Raw genomic sequence first — 20,586 nt, 5'->3', positions numbered from 1 at the left:
GTGGTGTGCCGCTCTTTTTTATGTCTTAATGGTAGTGCGCCGGGATCACCGCGACCTACTATATTTTGAAAAATAAGTATTGCGCTTTTTTGCGTGATGTGATACACTAATATTAAATTTTTATTAACGCTACATTGAAACCTTTGGTGGTGAGTATGCCGCTTTATTAAGTATATGACAAAATCTATCATCATACATAAGAAAGGAAACATTCGTATGAAAACAAAAAAATGCCTGAGCCTGTTATTGGCGGTGTTGATGCTGTTGGCCTTTGTGCCGGCGAGTGCCGCTGGTGCGCCGAGTCGTCCAAGAGAGACAGAGGCATTGAGTCCCGAACGCATGGAGGCGTTGGAGTGCATTCGCGCGTCGCGGGACACGCGCGGTTTGGTTGGCTTTGAGGGCCGGTATGAACTGCGTCGTGACGGAAAGCCCGTGACGATCATCGTGTTATTTGAGCAAGATCCGGCCGGTGTGCAAGTAATTGAGGCGCAGGTTGAGGGACGCGCGCTGTCGAAGCGTGCGGCTGAGCGGACTGTTGATGATGAGCATCAGCTTTTTCGCGCCGAATTGGACGCATTGTTTGCGCGCTCACGTACGGCCGGTGTGGCGCGTGATGTGGGGTATATCATCAACTGGGAATACCGTCAGGCACTCAACGGCGTCAGCGTGACATTGCCGTCGAATATGGTGGCATCTCTGCCCGACTTTGACAGTGTACGCGTTGTATTTCCAAATGAGCGCGTAAGGCTTAATCCGCCGCGAAACGTCGCGCCTTTATCGTCGTTGCCATATGGCATGGCGGACGGGCGGCGCACCATGCACGCCGATGAATTGCATGCAATGGGTTATCGTGGCGCGGGTGTGTTGGTTGCTGTGATGGACACAGGCATTGATTACAACCATCCGGCGTTTGCCGGTGCTTTCCCGACGCTGGCGCAAATGCGGGCGCGCAATCCTGCGGTGGCGGCGGCCGATACCATTAACGGTATATTTTATGGGCGCAACTTTGTCTTTGATGAAAACAGCTCGACCAATAACCCGATGGAGACGTCGCCCATGACACACCCGGGGTTGGAAATGGATTGGACCGACCACGGTACGCATGTAGCCGGCACGATTGCCGGGCGCGATACCGGTGGCTCTCCCGCCATTTTAGGCGTCGCGCCGGCGGCGCAGGTGATTGCTTACCGCGTGCTTGGCCCAGGCGGTTGGGGCGATTGGGATGATATTTTTGCAGCGATTGAGCAATCGGTGTATGACCGTCCCGATGTTGTTAATATGTCGCTGGGTGCCAGTTATAATTCGGCAGTTTCGTTCAGTTCGGTGGCCATCAACAACTTGATGCTGGCACATCCGCATATTACGTATGTCATTTCAGCAGGCAACGACGGCTGGAATAGCGCCGATTACAGCTTGGGTGTGCCAGGCACATCGAGCATGGCGATTAGCGTGGGGGCTGCAGCGATTAGCGGCGATGACGTTTGGTTGGCCGACTGGTCGTCACGCGGGCCGGTGCGTGAGAGCTTTGAAATAAAACCTGACATTGTGGCACACGGCGAATGGGTATTCTCGGCTGTGCCGGCATGGCATCCGCGGGGCGGTGAGGGTACTTTGTATGAGTATATGAGCGGCACGTCGATGTCGGCACCGCATATTGCCGGCGCGGTTGCGCTGATGGTTGAGTATAGCCGCGCCAATGCGGGGGGCGCCTGGAATTCACAGACATTGAAAGCAAGGATAATGAATACAGCGTCACCGATGACAGAAGGCCCTTGGGGGGAAGAAAATAGTGTATTTGACGTTGGCGCGGGGTATATTAACGTGTTGGCGGCGGTTCAAGCCGATACAGTAGTCTCGGCATTCTATGAGGCTGTGCCGTTGAAACCCGAAGTGCCACTCGCGGAGCAGACATTTGGCACAATGCGGACGGGCTCACTCAGTTTTGGCGGCTCGTTTGTGTTGCCGGGTGAAGAAGAGCCTGCATTGAGTTCAATGCAGGTTGAGGTGCGCAACATGCGCAATACGCCACGAGCATACAGCATTACATATGCCTTTACCAACAACCCCGACAATGCGGCGAACTTGACATTTAGCCGTCAAGCCTTGTCGATGGGTGCGAATGCAGCGGCGACATTTGATGTGGAGATTGAACTGCCGGCTAACGCGCCTGCGGGCAATTATGAAGGGCATATTTATATCAATACGAGCGGTGCCGTAGTGGCACGGCTGCCGTTTGCCTATGTATTGCAGACGGCGACTCCGCCGTGGTATTGTTGCGGATATCTGCCGATTGGTGCTGTCGGACACTGGTACAATGGTTGGCTTCATTTCGGCAGCGCAATGCCGATTGATGTCAGTATTGTAAGCGGTGCTTTACCGCCGGGATTAGAGATAGGTTTTTGGCATGACGCTGTTTGGAGTGATGTCGATGTTTTCTTTGATGGTATACCCACACAGACCGGAGTATTTGCCTTTACGCTGCGCGTTGAAAGTGCGGCCGGATATGTTGATAGAGAGTTGACCATTGAAATTCGACAACCCGAGCCGCCGCGGATTTTAGAAACAGCATTGCCGTTTGGTTCCATTGGATGGTGGTATCGCGCTGAGTTGCCGGCTGAAAATATAGGAGGATGGTGGGTGGATGCTTGGGTCGTCAGCGGCAATTTGCCGCCGGGCATATGGATGGAAGCTTGGGGAAACACGCTTGAGTTTTGGGGTATGCCGACGCAAAACGGCACCTTTAACTTTACGGTAAGATTGCAGAACGCAGTCGGCTGGCGTGACGTCGCGTTGTCTATTGTTATCCGTCAGCCACGCAACATTACAGGCGACTTTACTGACCCAAATTTCTTGGCCGCCGTGCGCAACAATTTAGGGCTTTGGGGCAATGAGCCGGTTTTGGACATTGCCGCAGCAAGCGCGCGGGGCTTGGATGTGTTTGAGTGGGACATCAGCAGCTTGAACGGACTGCAACACTTTACAGACCTTAGGTGGCTTGATGCCGGATGGAATAACCTCACGGGCATGGATGTTTCACGCAATGCACGCTTAGAAGGGCTGTGGGTTGACGGCAATTTTATGTTATCGCCGGCGAGTGTGACGGGCTGGTGGCATAATCCAAACCTTGTGCTGGATGAAACACTCCTTTTCTTCGACCAACGCATAAGCGCGCCACATCCGCTTTGGGTGTATGACCATAACCCCAATTCATGGGCGCGGCCATATCTCTATGAGGCGTATGACATTGGCATCATCAGCGGCCGTGTGCTGCGCAACAACCAGTGGCAAGAGGGCATAGCGCGTATCTATATCGCTGATATGGCGGCGCGGTTTATTGAATATGAGAGCGGTATGAGTATCGGTGACTTTGTCGCGTCGCGCGACCCGTCTACATTGTACGATATTCCGTTTACTGACAGCAACGACCCGGATGTTCTTGCGCTGGCGCGATTGGGCGTTATTCGCGGCGAGGAGTCTGTCAATTGGGAAGGCATTCGCTTTAATCCGTATGGTTTGATCGATCGCCAAAGCGCAGCGGTATTGCTGGGTAGATTGATTACGTTGTTTGGCGGCGAAGTGCCAGCCAACGGCGTTATTTCACAAGCTGATCTGCCGTTCCAAGATACCATTGCCAGCTGGGCGCGCGGCTCAGTGTATTTCTTATATCACCAAAGTCCCAGAATTATGAGCAATACGAGTTCGGTGCCAGGGCAGTATTTGTTCTCGCCGCAGATGCGGTTCCAAACGCAGATGATGGTGATAGCAATGGTGCGGACGATCAACATTCTATAGATAATGGCCAAAACAAGTGGCAGAGAAAGCAAATTCTCTGCCACTTGTTTATTTTTTCTTGCCTTTGATCTCCGGTACCAGTGATGCGTTATTCTTGGGGTCGCGCATTTTTTTGTTGGATTCTGTGCCATGCGGTTCTTTGGGGTTGGGGCGGCGCATGCCTTGCTTTGCCATGGTATCACCTCAAGGGTAGTATGCCTAGTCGCCCACCACCGCATACATGCCTACGCCGCCGAAGGATTGGCCGCCGAGCACGTATTCAAAGGGGATTATAGCTGTTTCGTCCGGCTGAACTGTTGTTTGAATAACGACTTGGTCGCCGTTTAGCCAGTTGTTGATGTCGGAGAAAGGGAAAGCCTTGAAACCGCCGTTCAGGGGTGAGTATGTACCCATGTAGCGGTTGGCTGTGGCTGTGGACTTCATGTAGAATTTTATCGTGCGGGAGCGGCTACCGTTGTTGCGGATGATGTACTCGTTTTGATATAAAATACCCCAGTTGGCCCACGACCAGATGGCGCCGGTGCGCGGGTCAATGTTGTCGTGTGTCAGCGTATATGGCTCGCCTTTATAATAGATGGTCAATGGGATGTTGTCGGTCAGCAGGACGTTGGATTGTTGGTCGGTAGAACAGGTCGTCCAATTGTCGAATACTTTGCCGTTGACGGTTACGGGCAGATTGCCATTGGGCGTTGTGTCGTCAACACGCCACAGCATGTGACATTTCAGTGCGCCGGCGTAGGCTGACCAGCCTGTGTTGCCTTCATGTGTTTGGCTGTCGATGCATTCAGTTGCCAAGGGATCAAAACTATCCAAATCGGGCGTAGCAAAGGTGAGGACGCGCAGTTCTAAAAGGCCGTCAGTATGAGCTTTCCACACGCCGTCGAATGTTGTGGGCGGAATTAAACAAGCCTCGGCGTCGAATGTTGTGGTATGCGACCGCGCGCCGCCGCGCACTTCGCCGTCGCAGGAGGGCGTATCGCTATCGCTTGCCGCTTTGGTGAAGAAAAGCCACATGCTTGCATTTGGCGCGATGGTATATGCCATGCCGCTGCCACTGAACTCATAGTAACGCCGCCACGTTTCGCAGTTTGTTGTCCAACCGACTGACGCGCCGTTGTTGAGTAACGTCAGTGTGACAGGTGTTGTGCCGCGATTGTGGAAATGGAAACCGTAGTACAGCCCATGGCCTGTTTCGTTGTTGTGTTCGTAGTACAATGTAGCTGTGCCGCCGAAAATGCCGCTGTAAATGGACTTATTTGTTTTGTCGGCGAGATGGTAGTCTTCAATGGGCTCGGGACCGTTGACAAAGAGGAAACTTTCAGTTTCGACCTTTTCGTAGTGCAGGGCAGGAGGGGCGTTGACGAGATGGGAGAGGTGTTTCATGAAGATTCTCCTTTGAGCTTGATGATTTTGTCATACCTCCACGTTCAAGAGATAAGTTGCTCTATCTTGGCGCATCCAAAAAACGTGGTGAAAAGATCACGCTGTCAGTTGGTATGTGAATGAAGTAGAGCAAATCTCGTGCCTCGGCAAATGCGCTGACAGGCACCCATAGGCCGTTATCCCATACTGAAAGCACGCCGTCTATGACTTGTGTCTGTCCGTCAACCAGCACACCGCCGAGGACGATGCTGTTGTGCGGGAAGGGGTAGCTGTCTCGCACCGGCAGCGGCGGCGCGGGCATCCATGGTGTACGCAGTGTTACACCCAAGTGGTAATTAAAAACACGTGCCAGATAGTCCGGCTGTTTGACAATAAAGTCGTACAGCGCTGCCCAATGTATGTCGTTGGCGGCGTGTGAACGTTCGCGGCTGGCAAAAAAGTGCGGCAGTTCCGGCACCAAGCCCAGGCGCATTTCGTTTGCCAGCGCGATGACATGATCGGGGTGGAAAGTTGTTGCCAACAGTTCTTCAACCAGTGCAATGAAGTTGCCTTTCCATTGTTCGTTCGTTAGTAGTTGTCGAAAAATAACAGAGCGGGGGAGAGTATGGTGCAGCATATCGTGCCACGAAAAGGGAATCTGTTGCCCAAACGCCACATCTAAATCGTGCAAGGCAAAGCGCCAGCGGCCGTCGCCGTAAGCGGTGCCGCTGCCGAGGCCGCGCCAGATGATGACATTGTTGTGTGGCCAGTCGATGTTGCCGGTGATGATTTGTATGGCAAAATATCGGGCAAAATTGTCGACGCAAAGCATACGATCAAGCTCAGAAACAGCGGCGTTACGGGTAAAGTCGGTGCGTTCGACCCATTGCAACAGCGCAAGGAAATCATGGAGGTCGCTTTGTCGCCCTGTGTGCAGCGTAGGGTCGTCGATATTAGTGGTCAAAATGGTGGCGTTTGACACGCCGAAATGTGCGCGCAAAAACGAGCGGCTGCTGACGTGTTCGCGGGCATTGAGAATGCCATAATACTGCCCGTTGAGATAGACGACGACGGGGCGGTATGCGCCGGAAGCAAGCCCGACTTGGCCGCCGAGTTGTGTGCCCAGTGCGTCACGAATATAGCAAAAGCCGTTGTCGTTACCGGCGTTGCGGAGCGTAAAACTGGTGAATTGTGCCAGCGGCTGTTCGCGGTGATCGTGTAAATCTTGGAATACAGGGAAATAAATTGGCCCGCTGTTGCCGCGTTCGCGCAGACGGAAGGATTTGTTCGGGTGATGGCGCGTAGCGTTGCCGGCAATGCGGATGCCGCCGGTTTGGGCGCTCATAAGGGTGAAGTCAATGTCAAAGAGTTCGATATGCACATCGCGTTCCCAGTCGCTGCCGCTTTGTGTGAAGTTGGCCTCTGACATCCAGTTGAAGGGCAATCCGGGGTTTTCTGCGACCCAACGTGTTTTGTGGTAGCCTTCAGTAAAAATGCCGTGGTAATAATCGTACAGATCAAACGGGTCAACGACCAACGACACGACCGGCATCGTCAGCCCGTCCAGTGCGTTGCCGGTGAAGAAGGTAGTGACAATTTCGTCGCCGATAGGGCTGTTATAGGCGAACCGCTGTGCCCGAATGATGGTGGCATCGCCTCGGACATCGGCGGTGTCAGGCAAGATAAAGGGTTGGCTGTAGATGGCTGAATCAGCTGTAACGCGCGATCCGTCGAGCGTGTAACGAACGATGCTGTATGGCGGTATATTGACGATCTCAATAACATCGCCAGCGGCTCGTTGCCCGCCGGATAGCGAAAAAGAGATTTGCTCGCCGGCGCGCTTCGCGCCGATCGTTGTCAGCAAAAATAATATCAATAGTGCCAGCATAGATGACAACAGCAATATTCCAACGCGCCGAGTCGGCATACATTTCACCTCGCAATTAAAACTTAGCATATCATATTTGTTACAGAATGTCCAGATGGAAAATATTTTGCATTGAAAATCGTTGCTGTCTTTGCTATCATGAAACCGTGAACATTTAATACGAAGAGGTGCTGATATGAAAAAATTACAAATCAATGATGTTTCGTTTTCGATGCTGCGCGGCGGATTGATTATTATTATCACGTTGTTGTTTTGGGCGATTATGTTTCTTGGGCGGGTTGATCGTGACATACTGTATACATACAATTACGCTGTTTTGGCAAATATGTTTGCCCGACTCGTGCCGATGGTATTGATGGTGACAGTATTACCGGCGTTGTATTTGGAAATGCAGAGCCGAAACGGACGTTTGAGGGAGTAAGAACACTGTGCGTGCCCTCGACAAATAAAGTGACGAAGGCATGAAAAAGTGGTTGACAATAATTAAAATAAAGGCTATAATGGGGGCAAGAAAATCTAGAGAGGAGGGTGGGAATGATGAGCAATCCGCCGCAACGCCAATTTCCCGCTCCGAAAGCACCGCCGCAGGCACCCGTTGCCCCGCAGGTGAATCCGCAGCAGTTTGGCCAAACGCCTCAAGTCGTGCAACCGCGCGGCTATGCCGCGCCGCGTCCTCAGGCGGCGGCCGTTCCGCAACAGCCGGGACAAGCATCGCAGATGCCGTTGCCGCATTTCTCGCAGCCGGCAGAACCCAGGCAAGCGCCGCCGGTACAGCCTGTGCCATCAGTGTCGGCTGCTCCGCAGCAATATGCACAGCGTTCGTCAGGGACAGTTGCGCCGCAAGTGCAGCAACAAATCCCGCAAGTGCCTCAGCAGCCATTGCCGCAACACCCCCCTCTGCCGCAGGGGCGTTCTGCGTTGCCGAAAATGCCACCGCAACCTCCTCAGAATCCACAGCCGGATGCCTCACAGGCAACAGTCGGGCAGCAATTTGATTTCGGCCGTTCGCCGCTTGCACAGGAATTCCCGGCGGTGGAGAGTGTGCAATATCCACATCTGCCGGAAGTGGCGCAATTATCGCTGTTTGAAGCGGGCAATCAACCAACGCCAGTGCAACTGCCTGTCGATGACACCGCAGGGCAGACGGTTGCTGTACCGTGGGAACAGTATACGCCGCATTCACAGCAAGCGACCGTGCCGCAGGAGGTCAACGCTTCTGCGGCGGAACATGATTTTGGTTTTTCATATCAGCCGCAGGAAACTGAGGCGCAAGATAACGGGCAATCCGACCGTATTGAAAAAGAGCTTGATATGTTTGTTGAATCGTCCTCACTATCCCGCAGTGTTATGCGTAAAGTGGTGCGGATTATTTCGACGACCCTATTCTATGCTGTTATGTTGACAGCGGTATTTGTCGGTGCGCTGGCTGTTATGGCAAACAATCCGACGATGGTGCTGTTTGGGTATCGTTTCAATGTCATGACTGAGTCGGCCGAGCCGTCGCTTGTTGACGGAGCAATAGATGCGGGACTTAGGCAGGGCAATTTGATTGTTTTGCGGGCATTGACGACACCGCAACAAGCGCAAACTGTAAGAGATGGCAGTATTGTCGCCTACCGACCACCAACTGCGCCGGGCGAAGCGGTTGACCCTAATGTACAGGCCGTTCATCGCGTGACGGGTGTGACCCGAGGCGAGGACGGCTCTGCGCTAGAATTTACGCTTGACGCGCAGGGGGAGGGCGGTAGCCAACTGGTTGTTGCCGTGTCCAATGTTGTGGGGTTAAGTGTTGCCGAAATACCGCACTTAGGCGCTTTTGTTGACTGGATTATGAGCAATTGGCTGGTTGCTATCTTAATTGTTGTTGTTGCGATGGCGTTGTTGATAATACTGAAAACGCTGCTCAAAGAATCGCGCTATAAGAGACTGGTTGTGGCGCAAGCGTAATGTTCCGATATTTTTACAGCAACAAAACACGGTTGACTTTTCAACCGTGTTTTGTTATAATTGGCGCAACATATCTGCGCATAAAATAGGAGGGAATACCATGAAACACACGAAACGACGCGTAAGTTTGATTCTTAGCCTTATCATGTTGCTGTCGCTGACTTTGCCGGTTGTGCCGGCGAGTGCCGGTGACGGAATTTTGCTTGACGCCTTCGCAAACATGGGTGTATGGCAAGACTTTGAGGGCGTGGGTGATACTTTCGATTGGGATTTGAGCGGCCCGGGACGTTTTGACGTTGCCGTAGATCGCGTCAATGGCGCCGTGACCATTGTCAACCGTCAGGTAAATCGTGCGGCGTGGAACAACATCTCATGGGTGAGCGCCACATCGACACCTCTTGGGTGGGCGGCGTTTAACCCGACAGGACTGTATCTGTTTATTGATGTTGAGGTTGACGAGAATGCTGTGCGTGGCGCGTGGAATTTGACATTGAACACCAGCAGCGGAAATATCAATATGGATCATATATTCAATGCCATTCGGCCATCCAATCAAACGCAGGGCGGTCAGCCGTGGCGTGCTGACGCACATGGCTCGATGACGGTGCAGATTCCATTGAGTAACTTTTCGAGGGTATTTAACACCAATGGTACACTGCAAATCAACAGCATTACGCTGACGGCGATTACGGATCGCTATCGTGCCGTGACATTTAATGAAATTTATATTGCGGCGGCTCGTAAAGCTGGTGACAGTAATACATATGCGCTGCCGGTGTTAGCCCCTGTGCCGACGTTTAATGACGGAGAGCACTTGGCCAACCGCCCATTCCACACCAATGCAGGCGAAGGCTTTGGTCAAGCGGCGACTGAATACGCCGGTGCTGTTCATCACATCAATATATATCACGGACAAGTGCTGCGCGGGGTGCATCAAATTGACCTAGTGGCTGACGGTGGCCCGGGCTTGTCGGCGCCTTCGCCGTTGCCTATTACTACGATGGAACTGCGCGTCAACGGTATGCCGTTGACCGGCGGTACAGTGTGGGGGTCGAGCCAGTCACGCGGCGGCAGCCGCGGCCGGACACACAATCTTGATACAACAACGTTAGATGACGGCATCAACAATTTGACCATTTGGCGCAACGGTGTGATGGTTGAGACAGTGTTCTTCATCGTTGACAATGCGCCGCGATTGGCGGACATTATCCCCGCTGCGAGCGATTTGACATCGCTGTTAACCGGCAGTCAAGCTGATGTTTTCTTGCGGCCGCATTCGCCGGGCGGCGGGTCATTGGATGTCGAATTCTATACGGCGCAACCGTTGCCCGTGAATGGCTTTATTGTTGATATAAGTGATTCTGACGGCACATGGGTCCCGATGTCAGGTGATGATTTGCAAAGTCTTTATTTTCATAACAGCAATTTGACGACACAATCATCAACCGATGTGCCGGCACATGTATTTTATGTCGATGTGGGCGTTGGGGCAACAGGTTTTGTTGCGCTTAATTATATTGGCGAAACATTGCTGGGTGAGCGTATTCGTTTCTCGGTGTTCAATCCGAATACCGAAGAATGGGATGAGATTATGCGCGACGCGTCGAGCCTCGAAACGAGCGTGATCGTTGACGCGGGGATTTACACCTCTTTGGAAGGTCGCATTGCCGCCAAAGCCGAGTTGATCATGGTGGGTAACGGCTCGGACACTTTCCTGTGGTTGACCGATACGCAGCATTATTCGCGCTACTGGTACTTAGCTGAGAATTACTTTGCTGTCGCCAATTTTGCCGCCGAATTGTACGCGCAAGGCGACATTGCCTATATGGTGCATACTGGCGATGTGGTTGACCGCCAGGCGTTTCCTAACGAATGGACGATGGTGCACCAAGCGCAACGCATTATTGACGAGGCTGGTTTGCCAAATGGCATCTTACCGGGCAACCACGACGTTGGTTATCTTGACCATTTGAACTATACGCAATGGCAGACGTATTTTGGCAACTGGCGGTATGAGAATGCCGATTGGTTTGGCGGCGCACGCCCGGGCGATGTGCAAAAGAGAACGCACTATGACTTGATTACCATCGGCGGCTTTGACTTTGTTATGATTCATCTTGGCATGGTGGAAGAGCAACAACCGGAAACTATCCCTTGGGTTAACGAGGTGTTGCAACGATACAGCCACCGCAACGCCGTAATTTTAAGCCATGCTTATTTGGGCCGTTACGGCGGGTTCTTTGACGATTACACCCACGGGGGGGGGCTGATTGGGCAACATGTTTTGAACAATTTTATTACGCCCAATGACAATGTGGTCATGGCCATTTCAGGTCATCAGCATTCGGCGCGTACGCATCTGCGTGATATTGACGGACGACAAGTTGTTGAAATGTTGGCGAATTATCAGAGCGTTGACCTTAGCGGCTCGCAGTTCCGTGTTACGGGGGCAAACAATCCGACTATATCAACTGTTAACGGCGACGGCTTTGTGCGCTTGATGACCATCACTGAAGATAGATATTTGGACTTTACGACCTTCTCGCCCGCGCCGGTTTGGGGCCCAGAGGGACGTTACCTTGCCTTTGCCGAGGAAATCGACGCCGGTAGAATTCACATGCCCGACTTACAAACGGCGCAACGCGAGTTGACAACAGTCAACTTTACGGCTGTTGCCTTGGACAGTGCGGCTGCCGCAGGTAGTGAAACGGTTGATAGCGGCGACGGTGCGATGGCGGAGATTGACATTCCTGCAAATGCTGGTTGGTTTGCTGCGGTGACATGTCAGGACACTAATGTAACGCACTATACGCCGTTAGTAATGGGTGAGCTGGCCGATGTGGAAATCGTTGTTGACATCGTAGGGGGCGGTACAGTTGCGGGTGACGGTACGCACAGAGTCGGCGATACGGTGACGCTGACGGCGACTGCTGCTGAGGGGTATGTTTTTAGCCATTGGCAGCCGGATATGGCTGCAACAATTGAAGATAACCCGTACACATTTACCGCCGCGGTTGGCGGTCGCCGGTTGACGGCGGTGTTTGTCAGCATGCAAGCTGAGTTAGAAAGCGTTGCAGGACATGACGTTGACGCAGTGCGTTACATTCCGGATTTTAATGATGAGCCTAATGCGCCCAGAAGGTACATTGCTTCGGTATCTCTGCCGCATACGGTGACGGAGTTGACGCTTGCGGACTTTATCGTGTCAACCGGTGCGACGCGGACAGTTTGGGAGCAAGACACTGCGATGAATCCTTCGGGATTTAACCCAGCAGTATTTCCTATTGCGTTGCCTGCAGGCGAAACGAGACTACAAGTTGATGTGACGGCGCAGGACGGTGCGACGCGAGTGATCTATCGCTTAACGATCAATCGTGCGCCTGTACCAAATTATACGGAAGTCAGCCTCATTCCCGCAACACTGACGGCCAATGTGTTCGACAACAAGGACGGCACCAGTACTTTTACCGCACCTGTCAACGCGCCTAACAGTCAAGTGGCATCGACGTTGACGGCTGACGGGTTGCATATTCGGCGCACAGTGAGCGGTTGGCGCACTTTCGTCTATGTTTTGCCTGAGCCGGTGACAGTGTCTTTGACCGACTATATCAGTTGGGATATTTTGGCGGCGGTGGACGGCAATATAACCGTTCATTATACGCCGGTAATTCCGTCGAATAATTCGGTTATACCACCGACGGGCGGACATTTCTCGCTGACGCCTGCCATTTCGGGCAGCAATCCAGCTGATTTCCGCCCCGGTGCGTATACCGATAAGATAACGTTGGACAATGTATTACGTATTGCCGAGACCGAGGGCCATACGGCGTTCCAAGGGCAAGCGGTGGCGGCGCGGAACTTTGCTATGCAAAACAACGGCGCGCTGACCATTCACGCCATCAACTTTACCGTGGCAGGTATGCATGCTGATGGCATTTTATTTAACATTGCCGCGCATTTGGCTGACATTGGCTCGTCCGACGCGTCGCTGGTGTCAGTGTTGGGCGACACCCTTGACAGCCCGTCAATCGGCGTAGGCACAATGGCAAATCCCATTAGCACAAGCATGTCGCTGTCTGCTCTGCATTTGCTGGGACGCAATGATATCGTTGTCGCTAACGGTGCGACATTTAGATTGTATTCTGACGCCTTTGCGACTGAAATGACGGGTAGCAATACGATTTCACTGACACGGGGCGCGAATCACATTTATATAAGTGTGATTGCCGAGGACGGTGTGAGAACGCTGCATTATCGCATCACTATCAACATTATATTTACCACGGCACCTACTGCCGAGGATACGCCGAATTCATGGGCTTATGCTGACATGGTTCGTGCGAGAAACGCCGGCATTGTGGGGGATGCGTTGCCCGCAGGTGTGTTGTATCGCGAGGGCGCGCCGCGTTGGTTCATTGCCGAAGTATTGGCAAATTATATGGTCGTTTATACCGGCTTAGCGGGTATTGACGCTGTGGTAGCCGCATGGCTGACAGAAGGCCATACGCCGTTTGCCACCGACTTTCCTGATGTCCCAGCCAATCATCCGCGGTATACTCAAATTATGGCGTTGGCAACCATGGGTGTTCTGCGCGGCGGCGAATTCGGCGGCGTGTTTGGCTTTGGCCCCGACCACACACTGACGCGCGCAGAAGCGGCCGTTGGTTTGGCACGTATGATGGAGGCCTTGGGCTATAAAACGACCGGCTTCCCGCCGGCGACCGACTTTGCCGACTGGCATATCTCCACGGCGCAAGGCGGTATTCAGTCTTGGGCGCGTGAGTCTGTGTCGTTCTTGTATTATCACCAAGTGATGACCAGCACAGCCTCAGCCGGCACGCCTCCGGGAACTCCGGCGTTTATCTTCAACCCCAACTTTGGGTTTGATACACAGCAGCTGCTTACCGGCATGGTACGCATGTTGCTGGATGTTGACTGGAAACAGCCGCCGGCTGACTAACCAAAAAAGAGTCCCTCCGCAATCGCGGAGGGACTCTTTGACGAGCCAACCTGTAAGCCGAGTTCTGTCAAGTGCAGTCATCTATCTGGGACGTATGTTGCCATACGCCTCATGCCAATAAAGGGAGACTGGCCGGGCTCACTGAGCGGTTACGCCTTGTGTACGGCGCTTCGCTATGCTCGCTCCCTCGTGTTGCTCCGGATAGAGTTTACAGCGCTGCTATGTCGCCATAATAGCGGGCGCGCTCTTACCTGCGCCTTTCCACCCTTACCGTGTCACGCCTCGTGTACAGCGGCCATTTACTGAATGCAACTTCCGATTTCGTTGCTTGTGGCAACTACGCAAAAGTTTTTGGACATTCCAATTTTGGCGGCCATCTACTCGGCAGACCTACGGCGGTCTATCTCTGTTGCCCTCTTCCTGAAGTCGCCTTCGGCGGACGTTATCCGCTATCCTTGCCCTGTGGAGCTCGGACTTTCCTCACAAATATCTCTCGACACTTGCGCGACTGCATAGTTGACTCGTATATTATTTTATAGCATATTCGCAAAAGGTTGTCAAATTGGAAAAAATCGTATATAATAATTAAAGAGGGGCGTGATATTTGTGTTAACGGATTATTTCCAAGCCTTTGCGGGCAAGCGCGTCGCGCTGCTGGGGCTGGCGCGGTCGAATTTGCCGTTGGTCGAGCCGCTGTACGCTGCGGGCGCGACGCTGATTTTATGTGACAAGGATATCAAAGAGGGTTTTGCGCAGTTGCCACGATGGCAGGCGATGGGCTGTGAACTGCACTTTGGTGACGATTATTTAAGCGGCTGGGAAGCTGATGTCGTGATTCGTACGCCGGGTATTCGTCCTGATATTGGACGTTTGCCGGAGATGGCGGCCAAAGGCGCGGTCATTACTTCGGAAATGGAATTGTTTTTTGAGCGCTGCCCCTGCATGACTTATGCCGTGACGGGCAGTGATGGCAAGACGACGACAACGTCACTAATAGCCGCGATGGTCGAGCAGTCGGGCGTCAAGACGTGGTTGGGCGGCAACATTGGGCACCCGTTGCTGCCAATGATTGATAAAATCAGTAAAGGTGACCGTGTGGTGGTTGAGCTGTCGTCGTTTCAATTGATGGGCATGAAGCGCAGTGCCGATGTAGCTGTGCTGACTAATATTTCGCCAAATCACTTGGACTGGCATAAGGATTATGATGAGTACAAGCAGGCCAAAGAGACGATTTTTCGTTACCAAGCGGCGGAACAGACAGTTGTGTTGAACCGTGATAATTACGAGAGTTATAAATTGCACGGCCGAGCAAAGGGAAATGTTGTGACATTTGGCATCGACAATGATGCCAATATTACCATCAAAGGCGGCAAATTAACCGTGTTTGGCACCGAGATTATGGACATGGCAGACTGGAAATTGCCGGGCCGTTACAACGCCGAAAACTTATTAGCGGCGGTCGGCGCCACCTGGGATAGAGTGCCTTTGCACGCAATTGTTACAGCCGCGAAAAATTTTACGGGAGTTGAGCATCGTCTTGAATGGGTGCGCCGACACAACGGTGTCGATTATTATAACAACTCGATTGCTACGTCGCCTTCACGCGTAGTGGCGAGTTTGAAGGCGTATGAAAAGAAAATTATTCTCATCGCGGGCGGCGCGGAAAAAGGCATTCCGTTCGATGAGTTGGCAGCTGAGCTGCCTGTACATGTTAAGCATTTGATTTTGACGGGTAACAGCGCGGCGCGTCAAATTGAAGCAGCAGCCAAAGCTACGGACAATTGCCCGCCGATTATGCGTGTAGATACTATGCAACAAGCTGTTGAAGCGGCGGCATGTTTGGCAGGCGAAGGCGATACTGTCGCACTGATGCCGGCTTGTACGGCGTTTGATGCATATAAAGACTTCGCTGCACGAGGCGAGGACTTCAAAAGATTGGTGCGTGATTTATGATGATGGATTTATACAACACGTTGAAGCAGTTGTGTGATACACACAGCCCTTCAGGGCATGAATTGCTTGCGGCGCATTTGGTGCGCGATTTGCTTGAACTGTATGTTGATGATGTGAGTGTTGATGCGACGGGCAGCGTGCGTGCATTTAGAGGCGACGGCACAAAGCCGACATTGCTCTTGCAAACGCATTTGGATGAGGTCGGGCTGATTGTTACGTCGCATGAGGATGAATTTTTGCGCGTAGCGGCGTTGGGTAATGTTGACATCAGCACTTTGCCGGGGCAGCAGATGGTGGTTTTGACACCTGAGCCGATGATGGGGATGGTTGCTGTTATGCCGCCACACGCTTTATCTGATGAGGATAGAATGCGGGATATTACGGAAGATAAGCTCTTTGTTGATGTCGGTTTGCGCGGGGAGCTGTTAAAACAAGTTGTGCCGGCCGGTACGCCGATTGTCTTTGATGCGCCGTTTAAGCAGTTTGGAGATGGCATGGCAACGGGTAAGGCGTTGAGTTGCCGTGCCGGTTTATTGGCGGTACTTTACGCCATAGAGTTGCTGCAAGGCGAAGTGCTGCCGTTTGACATTGCTGTAGTGATCAGCCCGCGGCGGTTTGGGCAGGGTATTGCCGCGCAGTCATTGTCTCCGTTATGGGCAATTGTAGTAGATGCGATTGCTACGTCAGACACACTGCTGTTAAACGGCGGTGTGGCTGTCAATATGGCATCGCACGTTGGATTGTTCCAACGTGCGCTTGCCGTGGCTGAGGCGAAAAATATTCCCGTGATGAAAACCTTTGCACCACACAATGGCCGCCAATTTGTACCAACGCTGACACTGTCGCTGCCGGTGCAGTCAATGCATTCGCCGGTCGAAGTGGCACGGCTGTCAGCAGTCGCGTTAACCGCACGGTGGATTGTTGAATTGGTAAAATCGCCGGGGGATGCCTTACATTGCGCGAAAAAAGCTGTTGAGCCTGTGATGGGACTGCAATACGCCGGGGAGGTGCATTATGCTCATTGAACGGATAAAAATGTTATCTGTATTGCCAGGTGTGCCGGGGCATGAAGACGCAGTGCGGCAGCAACTGCGGCGTTGGGCGTTTACTTGCGCCGATGAGATAGTAGAGGATGTTATGGGCAATCTGCTCGTTTTCAAAAGAGGTGTTGACAGCAGCAAGACTTGCATGTTTGCTGCACATATGGACGAGGTGGGGTTGATTGTCACTTCGATTGCTGATGACGGGCGGCTGCGCTTTGACACAATAGGCTCGATTGATAGGCGTATATTGCCGGGGCAACGTGTCCGCGTCGGAAAGGATGGCATTTTGGGCGTGATTTCCGACAAGAAAACGATTGATGTTGGCGCGGCAAAAGCTGATGATGTGTCGATTGCGTCCGGCGACACCGCGTATTTTGATAGTATGCCGCAAGAATATGGCGATGGCTGGCTCAAAGCCAAGGCGTTGGATGACAGGGTGGGTTGTGCTGTGCTATCGATATTGCTTGAACAGAAACCCGCCGTTGACACTTGGGCGGTATTTACAGTGCAAGAAGAGGTTGGTCTGCGAGGCGCGATGCCGGCTGCTGCTCGTATTGCGCCTGACTACGCCTATGTGTTAGAGGCAACAACAGCGGCAGATTTGCCCGATGTGCCGCCGCATAAAGTAATTTGCCGTCCCGGGAATGGCGTGGTATTGCCGTTTATGGATAAAGGTACAATTTATACACCATCGCTGTTGAATCATTTGCATACGTTGGCCGATGAGAACGGTATTGCGCGTCAAACCAAAGAGATGGTTGCCGGCGGCACAGATGCTGCCGCCATTCAACGCGCCGGTCGCGGTGCGCCGGTCGCCGGCATGGCGGTTGCCGCTCGTTCGCTGCACAGTCCGATTAGTGCGGTCAAATTGAGTGATGTAACGGCGTTGTTCCAGTTGGCGAGTTTAGCTTGGCGGACGGCACCTGTGGTGTAGGAGGCGTACACTAGGCGTCCTGTAATTTAGTGAAAACGGGCGTTGTGTTGCCGCCTTTTGGTGTTACAAATCATGGACACGCAATGCGCATTCTTACACTTCTAAAACCCCTTGTCTTCTCATACCCTTGTGGTATCGAGAAAACAGGGGGACTTGTGTATATGCAGCGGAGAAAGCCTTATCACACGCGGTATAAGAAAAAAAGCGGGAATTGGGTGTTTGTGCAACTATTGGTATGTTTGTGTTTATTGGGCGGTTTAATGTTGGTGCGTACGGTTTGGCCGGGCACAGCAGAAACCATGCAGGCATTTGTCGCTAATCATATTACCGGCGGATTGGATGTCAAGGCCGTTTTTATGCAAGCATTTGGAGGTGCTGAGGACAACCAAGACAGTGACAGTGCGGAAACAGACAGCGATAAAAGCATTGAGGCAGTGGAGCCGACACCGGCGTTTGAGTGGCCGAATCATGAGGAAAACATAGAGGGAATTGGCGGCACGGTGGCAGAGATTGCGCCTATCAATGCCTTGCTATTTGAAAATGATGATCGTGACGCAGAAGATGATACGCCGCCGGTGCCATTTGGAGAACGTGCGCCTGCGATTGTAGATTTTACCGAGTATCCCATTGGATTTCCGCATGGCAATCCGTTGGCGAATATGCGGTTGACGTCAGGATTTGGATTTCGTATGCATCCGATCAACGGCGCACATCGATTTCATTTCGGTGTAGATTTAGGGGGGGGGTATGGCACGTCAATCCTGGCGTTTGCTGATGGCGAGGTTTACCGCATAGGTTATAACAACATTGACGGCAATTATATCCGTGTGCGTCATGCTGACGGATTCAGCACCATGTACGCCCATGCGCAGCGTATCGTGGCGCAAGAGGGGCAGCGTGTACAAAAGGGCGAAACAATTGCTCTTGTCGGCTCAACGGGCGCATCAACGGGGCCGCATTTGCATTTTGAAATTCGTCGCAATGGACGTATTATCAACCCGCTGCATCATATCTCGCTGCCTGAAAGCAGGGTGGTATGACGTTTGGTCGCGTAAAGCTTTCGGCGGGCTTTGTGTTGTTATGGTCGCTGCTATATTTTTTTGATACCGGTGGTTGGTTGCCGCTGGTTGCGTTTGCCGCGTTGGTGCACGAATTGGGACATTGGCTTGCCATGCGGGTATTTGGAAAGCGTGTTAGTCAGTTGTCGTTCGGCATTGGCGGCATAAACATGACGATGAGCAATACGCCGTTAATTGATTGGAAAACTGATATATTCATCACGTTGGCAGGGCCGCTTGCCAGCGTGGTTTTGGCGTGCGCGGCGTATTTTTACGGCTCGTGGCGGTTGGCTGGCGTGTCTGTGGTGTTGTCGGTTGTGAACTTACTGCCGGCGGCAACGCTTGACGGCGGGCGGGCGTTGATGATATTAGGGCGCAAAATGTGGGGAGAACGCGGTGAAACGATGGTTGCAACAAGCGGCACAGTATTGTGCTTAGCCGTGATGTTGACGGTCGGGGTGTGGATTGCCATGACGACAAATGGACGGAATTTGACATTGGTTGCGATGACTGTGCCGTTGCTGTGGGGCATGGGACGCAAACAACCGGAGGGTATGGCTTGACAAATTAGAAACCACAAAGTATAGGATTTGAGTCGTCCTATGCTTTGTGGTTTAATTTCCATAACATGTGTGCCTGTGAATAAGTTGGTGGGGTATAAGGTAGAAAATGCTTATACTGCGGCGTTATTTGCTTTTCTTACCGGTAGCCATATTTCTGTTTTGAAATCGAATTTTCCAAAATCATAACTCTCATACCACATTAACTCCGGCGCACCTGTCATTTCATAATCTGACGACGGAAACCATGTATCGGCAATTCGTGCCCACGTTTCTTGTGCTGCGTCAGGGTGTTTACCGACTGATGTAAATACTGCCCATGTAGAAGCCTCAACGGTCAAAACATTGTAACGCTCCATTAAACGCTCCGGCAGTATTGCATCAGCCACAATGCCGACAAAATAGTCTAATGTCGTTCCCTCAACGGTTTTATCCTCGTAATTGGCATATACGTTCAATATGCCTTTGGGTTCTACTACCGAATACTCCATAAGAACTAACAAATCCTCTTGCCGCAGCTTTTTCCATACATCAGCCGTATGCGAGTTTGCCCCATTGTAAATCAATGGTATGCGCCCTGATACGCCTATGATATTGAATGCTCCTTTTTCAATTATGCGATAATCCATTTTATGACCACCTTTAATATTTAGTTGAAAGGTCATGGGTGTGAATGATTGGATAGAAACATCGGATTTTCTCACTTGCATAGGTGTTATGCCGTGCATTGCGCGAAACGCTTTTGAAAAGGCGTCAGGCGATTCATACCCGAACTGTAATGCAACATCAATGACTTTTTCGTCAGTGTTTGACAATACCAATGCTGCTTCTGCTAATCGCCTATTACGGATATATTCACCTAACGACATACCCGATAGGAATGAGAACATACGGCGAAAATGGTATTCCGAACAGCAAGCAATTTGAGCGGCATATTGAACATCGATATCGCCGTCAAGATTTTTTTCGATGTATGCCATTGCTTCATTCAAGTGCCCCAATACATTCATTATTTCGACCTCTCACAATGCAATTATAAAACAACAAACAGCCTAATACCCGACATTTTCGTTGCGGATTTAGACTGTC

The 20,586-nt window shown here is 52.0% G+C and carries 12 protein-coding genes and 1 other RNA gene; 9 read left to right on the top strand and 4 right to left on the bottom strand.

Annotated features, from left to right (window positions below):
- Positions 1-216 precede the first annotated feature (216 nt).
- A complete protein-coding gene (locus FWE06_07515) occupies positions 217-3,792 on the top strand; it encodes a S8 family serine peptidase (GenBank protein ID MCL2547021.1) in 3,576 nt (1,191 codons plus the stop codon).
- 198 nt (positions 3,793-3,990) lie between these two features.
- Here FWE06_07515 and FWE06_07510 read toward each other — a convergent pair whose 3' ends face one another.
- Together FWE06_07510 and FWE06_07505 are read right to left on the bottom strand one after the other, a co-directional pair.
- On the bottom strand, positions 3,991-5,175 hold the full coding sequence (locus tag FWE06_07510; GenBank protein MCL2547020.1) for a hypothetical protein: 1,185 nt from the start codon (positions 5,173-5,175) through the stop codon (positions 3,991-3,993).
- Positions 5,176-5,236: 61 nt separating this feature from the next.
- A complete protein-coding gene (locus FWE06_07505; protein MCL2547019.1) occupies positions 5,237-7,081 on the bottom strand; it encodes a CotH kinase family protein in 1,845 nt (614 codons plus the stop codon).
- Between the two features lie 136 nt (positions 7,082-7,217).
- On the opposite strand from FWE06_07505, the gene FWE06_07500 reads away from it, so the two are divergent.
- The 3 genes from FWE06_07500 (at position 7,218) to FWE06_07490 (ending at position 13,949) form a co-directional block, all read left to right on the top strand.
- Positions 7,218-7,463 (top strand): hypothetical protein, encoded by a 246-nt coding sequence (locus tag FWE06_07500; protein ID MCL2547018.1) that lies wholly within the window; start codon positions 7,218-7,220, stop codon positions 7,461-7,463.
- A gap of 113 nt (positions 7,464-7,576) precedes the next feature.
- Entirely contained in the window at positions 7,577-8,989 is a 1,413-nt protein-coding gene (locus FWE06_07495) for a hypothetical protein (protein ID MCL2547017.1), read from the top strand.
- A gap of 100 nt (positions 8,990-9,089) precedes the next feature.
- Positions 9,090-13,949 (top strand): metallophosphoesterase, encoded by a 4,860-nt coding sequence (locus tag FWE06_07490; protein MCL2547016.1) that lies wholly within the window; start codon positions 9,090-9,092, stop codon positions 13,947-13,949.
- A 37-nt stretch (positions 13,950-13,986) separates the two neighbouring features.
- On the opposite strand, the gene rnpB is transcribed toward FWE06_07490, so the two are convergent.
- Positions 13,987-14,473: RNase P RNA component class A (gene rnpB / locus FWE06_07485), an RNA gene on the bottom strand.
- An 82-nt stretch (positions 14,474-14,555) separates the two neighbouring features.
- On the opposite strand from rnpB, the gene murD reads away from it, so the two are divergent.
- From murD to FWE06_07460, 5 genes are all read left to right on the top strand, one after another.
- Complete coding sequence (gene murD / locus FWE06_07480; protein MCL2547015.1) at positions 14,556-15,902, top strand: UDP-N-acetylmuramoyl-L-alanine--D-glutamate ligase; 1,347 nt, start codon at positions 14,556-14,558, stop codon at positions 15,900-15,902.
- Positions 15,899-16,927, top strand: coding sequence for a hypothetical protein (locus FWE06_07475; GenBank protein MCL2547014.1), 1,029 nt, complete (start codon positions 15,899-15,901; stop codon positions 16,925-16,927). The genes murD and FWE06_07475 overlap by 4 nt, the downstream gene beginning before the upstream one ends.
- Positions 16,917-17,879, top strand: a complete 963-nt coding sequence (locus tag FWE06_07470) for a M42 family peptidase (protein MCL2547013.1) — start codon at positions 16,917-16,919, stop codon at positions 17,877-17,879. The genes FWE06_07475 and FWE06_07470 overlap by 11 nt, the downstream gene beginning before the upstream one ends.
- A 161-nt stretch (positions 17,880-18,040) precedes the next feature.
- On the top strand, positions 18,041-18,919 hold the full coding sequence (locus FWE06_07465) for a M23 family metallopeptidase (GenBank protein ID MCL2547012.1): 879 nt from the start codon (positions 18,041-18,043) through the stop codon (positions 18,917-18,919).
- The gene (locus tag FWE06_07460; protein ID MCL2547011.1) at positions 18,916-19,500 is read left to right on the top strand and encodes a hypothetical protein; all 585 of its coding nucleotides are present in this window, start codon (positions 18,916-18,918) and stop codon (positions 19,498-19,500) included. Before FWE06_07465 ends, FWE06_07460 begins: the two co-directional genes overlap by 4 nt.
- 110 nt (positions 19,501-19,610) lie before the next feature.
- On the opposite strand, the gene FWE06_07455 is transcribed toward FWE06_07460, so the two are convergent.
- The gene (locus FWE06_07455) at positions 19,611-20,507 is read right to left on the bottom strand and encodes an AraC family transcriptional regulator (protein MCL2547010.1); all 897 of its coding nucleotides are present in this window, start codon (positions 20,505-20,507) and stop codon (positions 19,611-19,613) included.
- Positions 20,508-20,586: the final 79 nt, after the last annotated feature.

The organism is Oscillospiraceae bacterium (genome assembly GCA_009780275.1).
Taxonomy (GTDB): domain Bacteria; phylum Bacillota; class Clostridia; order Oscillospirales; family UBA929; genus WRAI01.
Note: the sequence above shows the minus strand (reverse complement) of the source record. Positions and strands in the feature narration are given on the sequence as shown.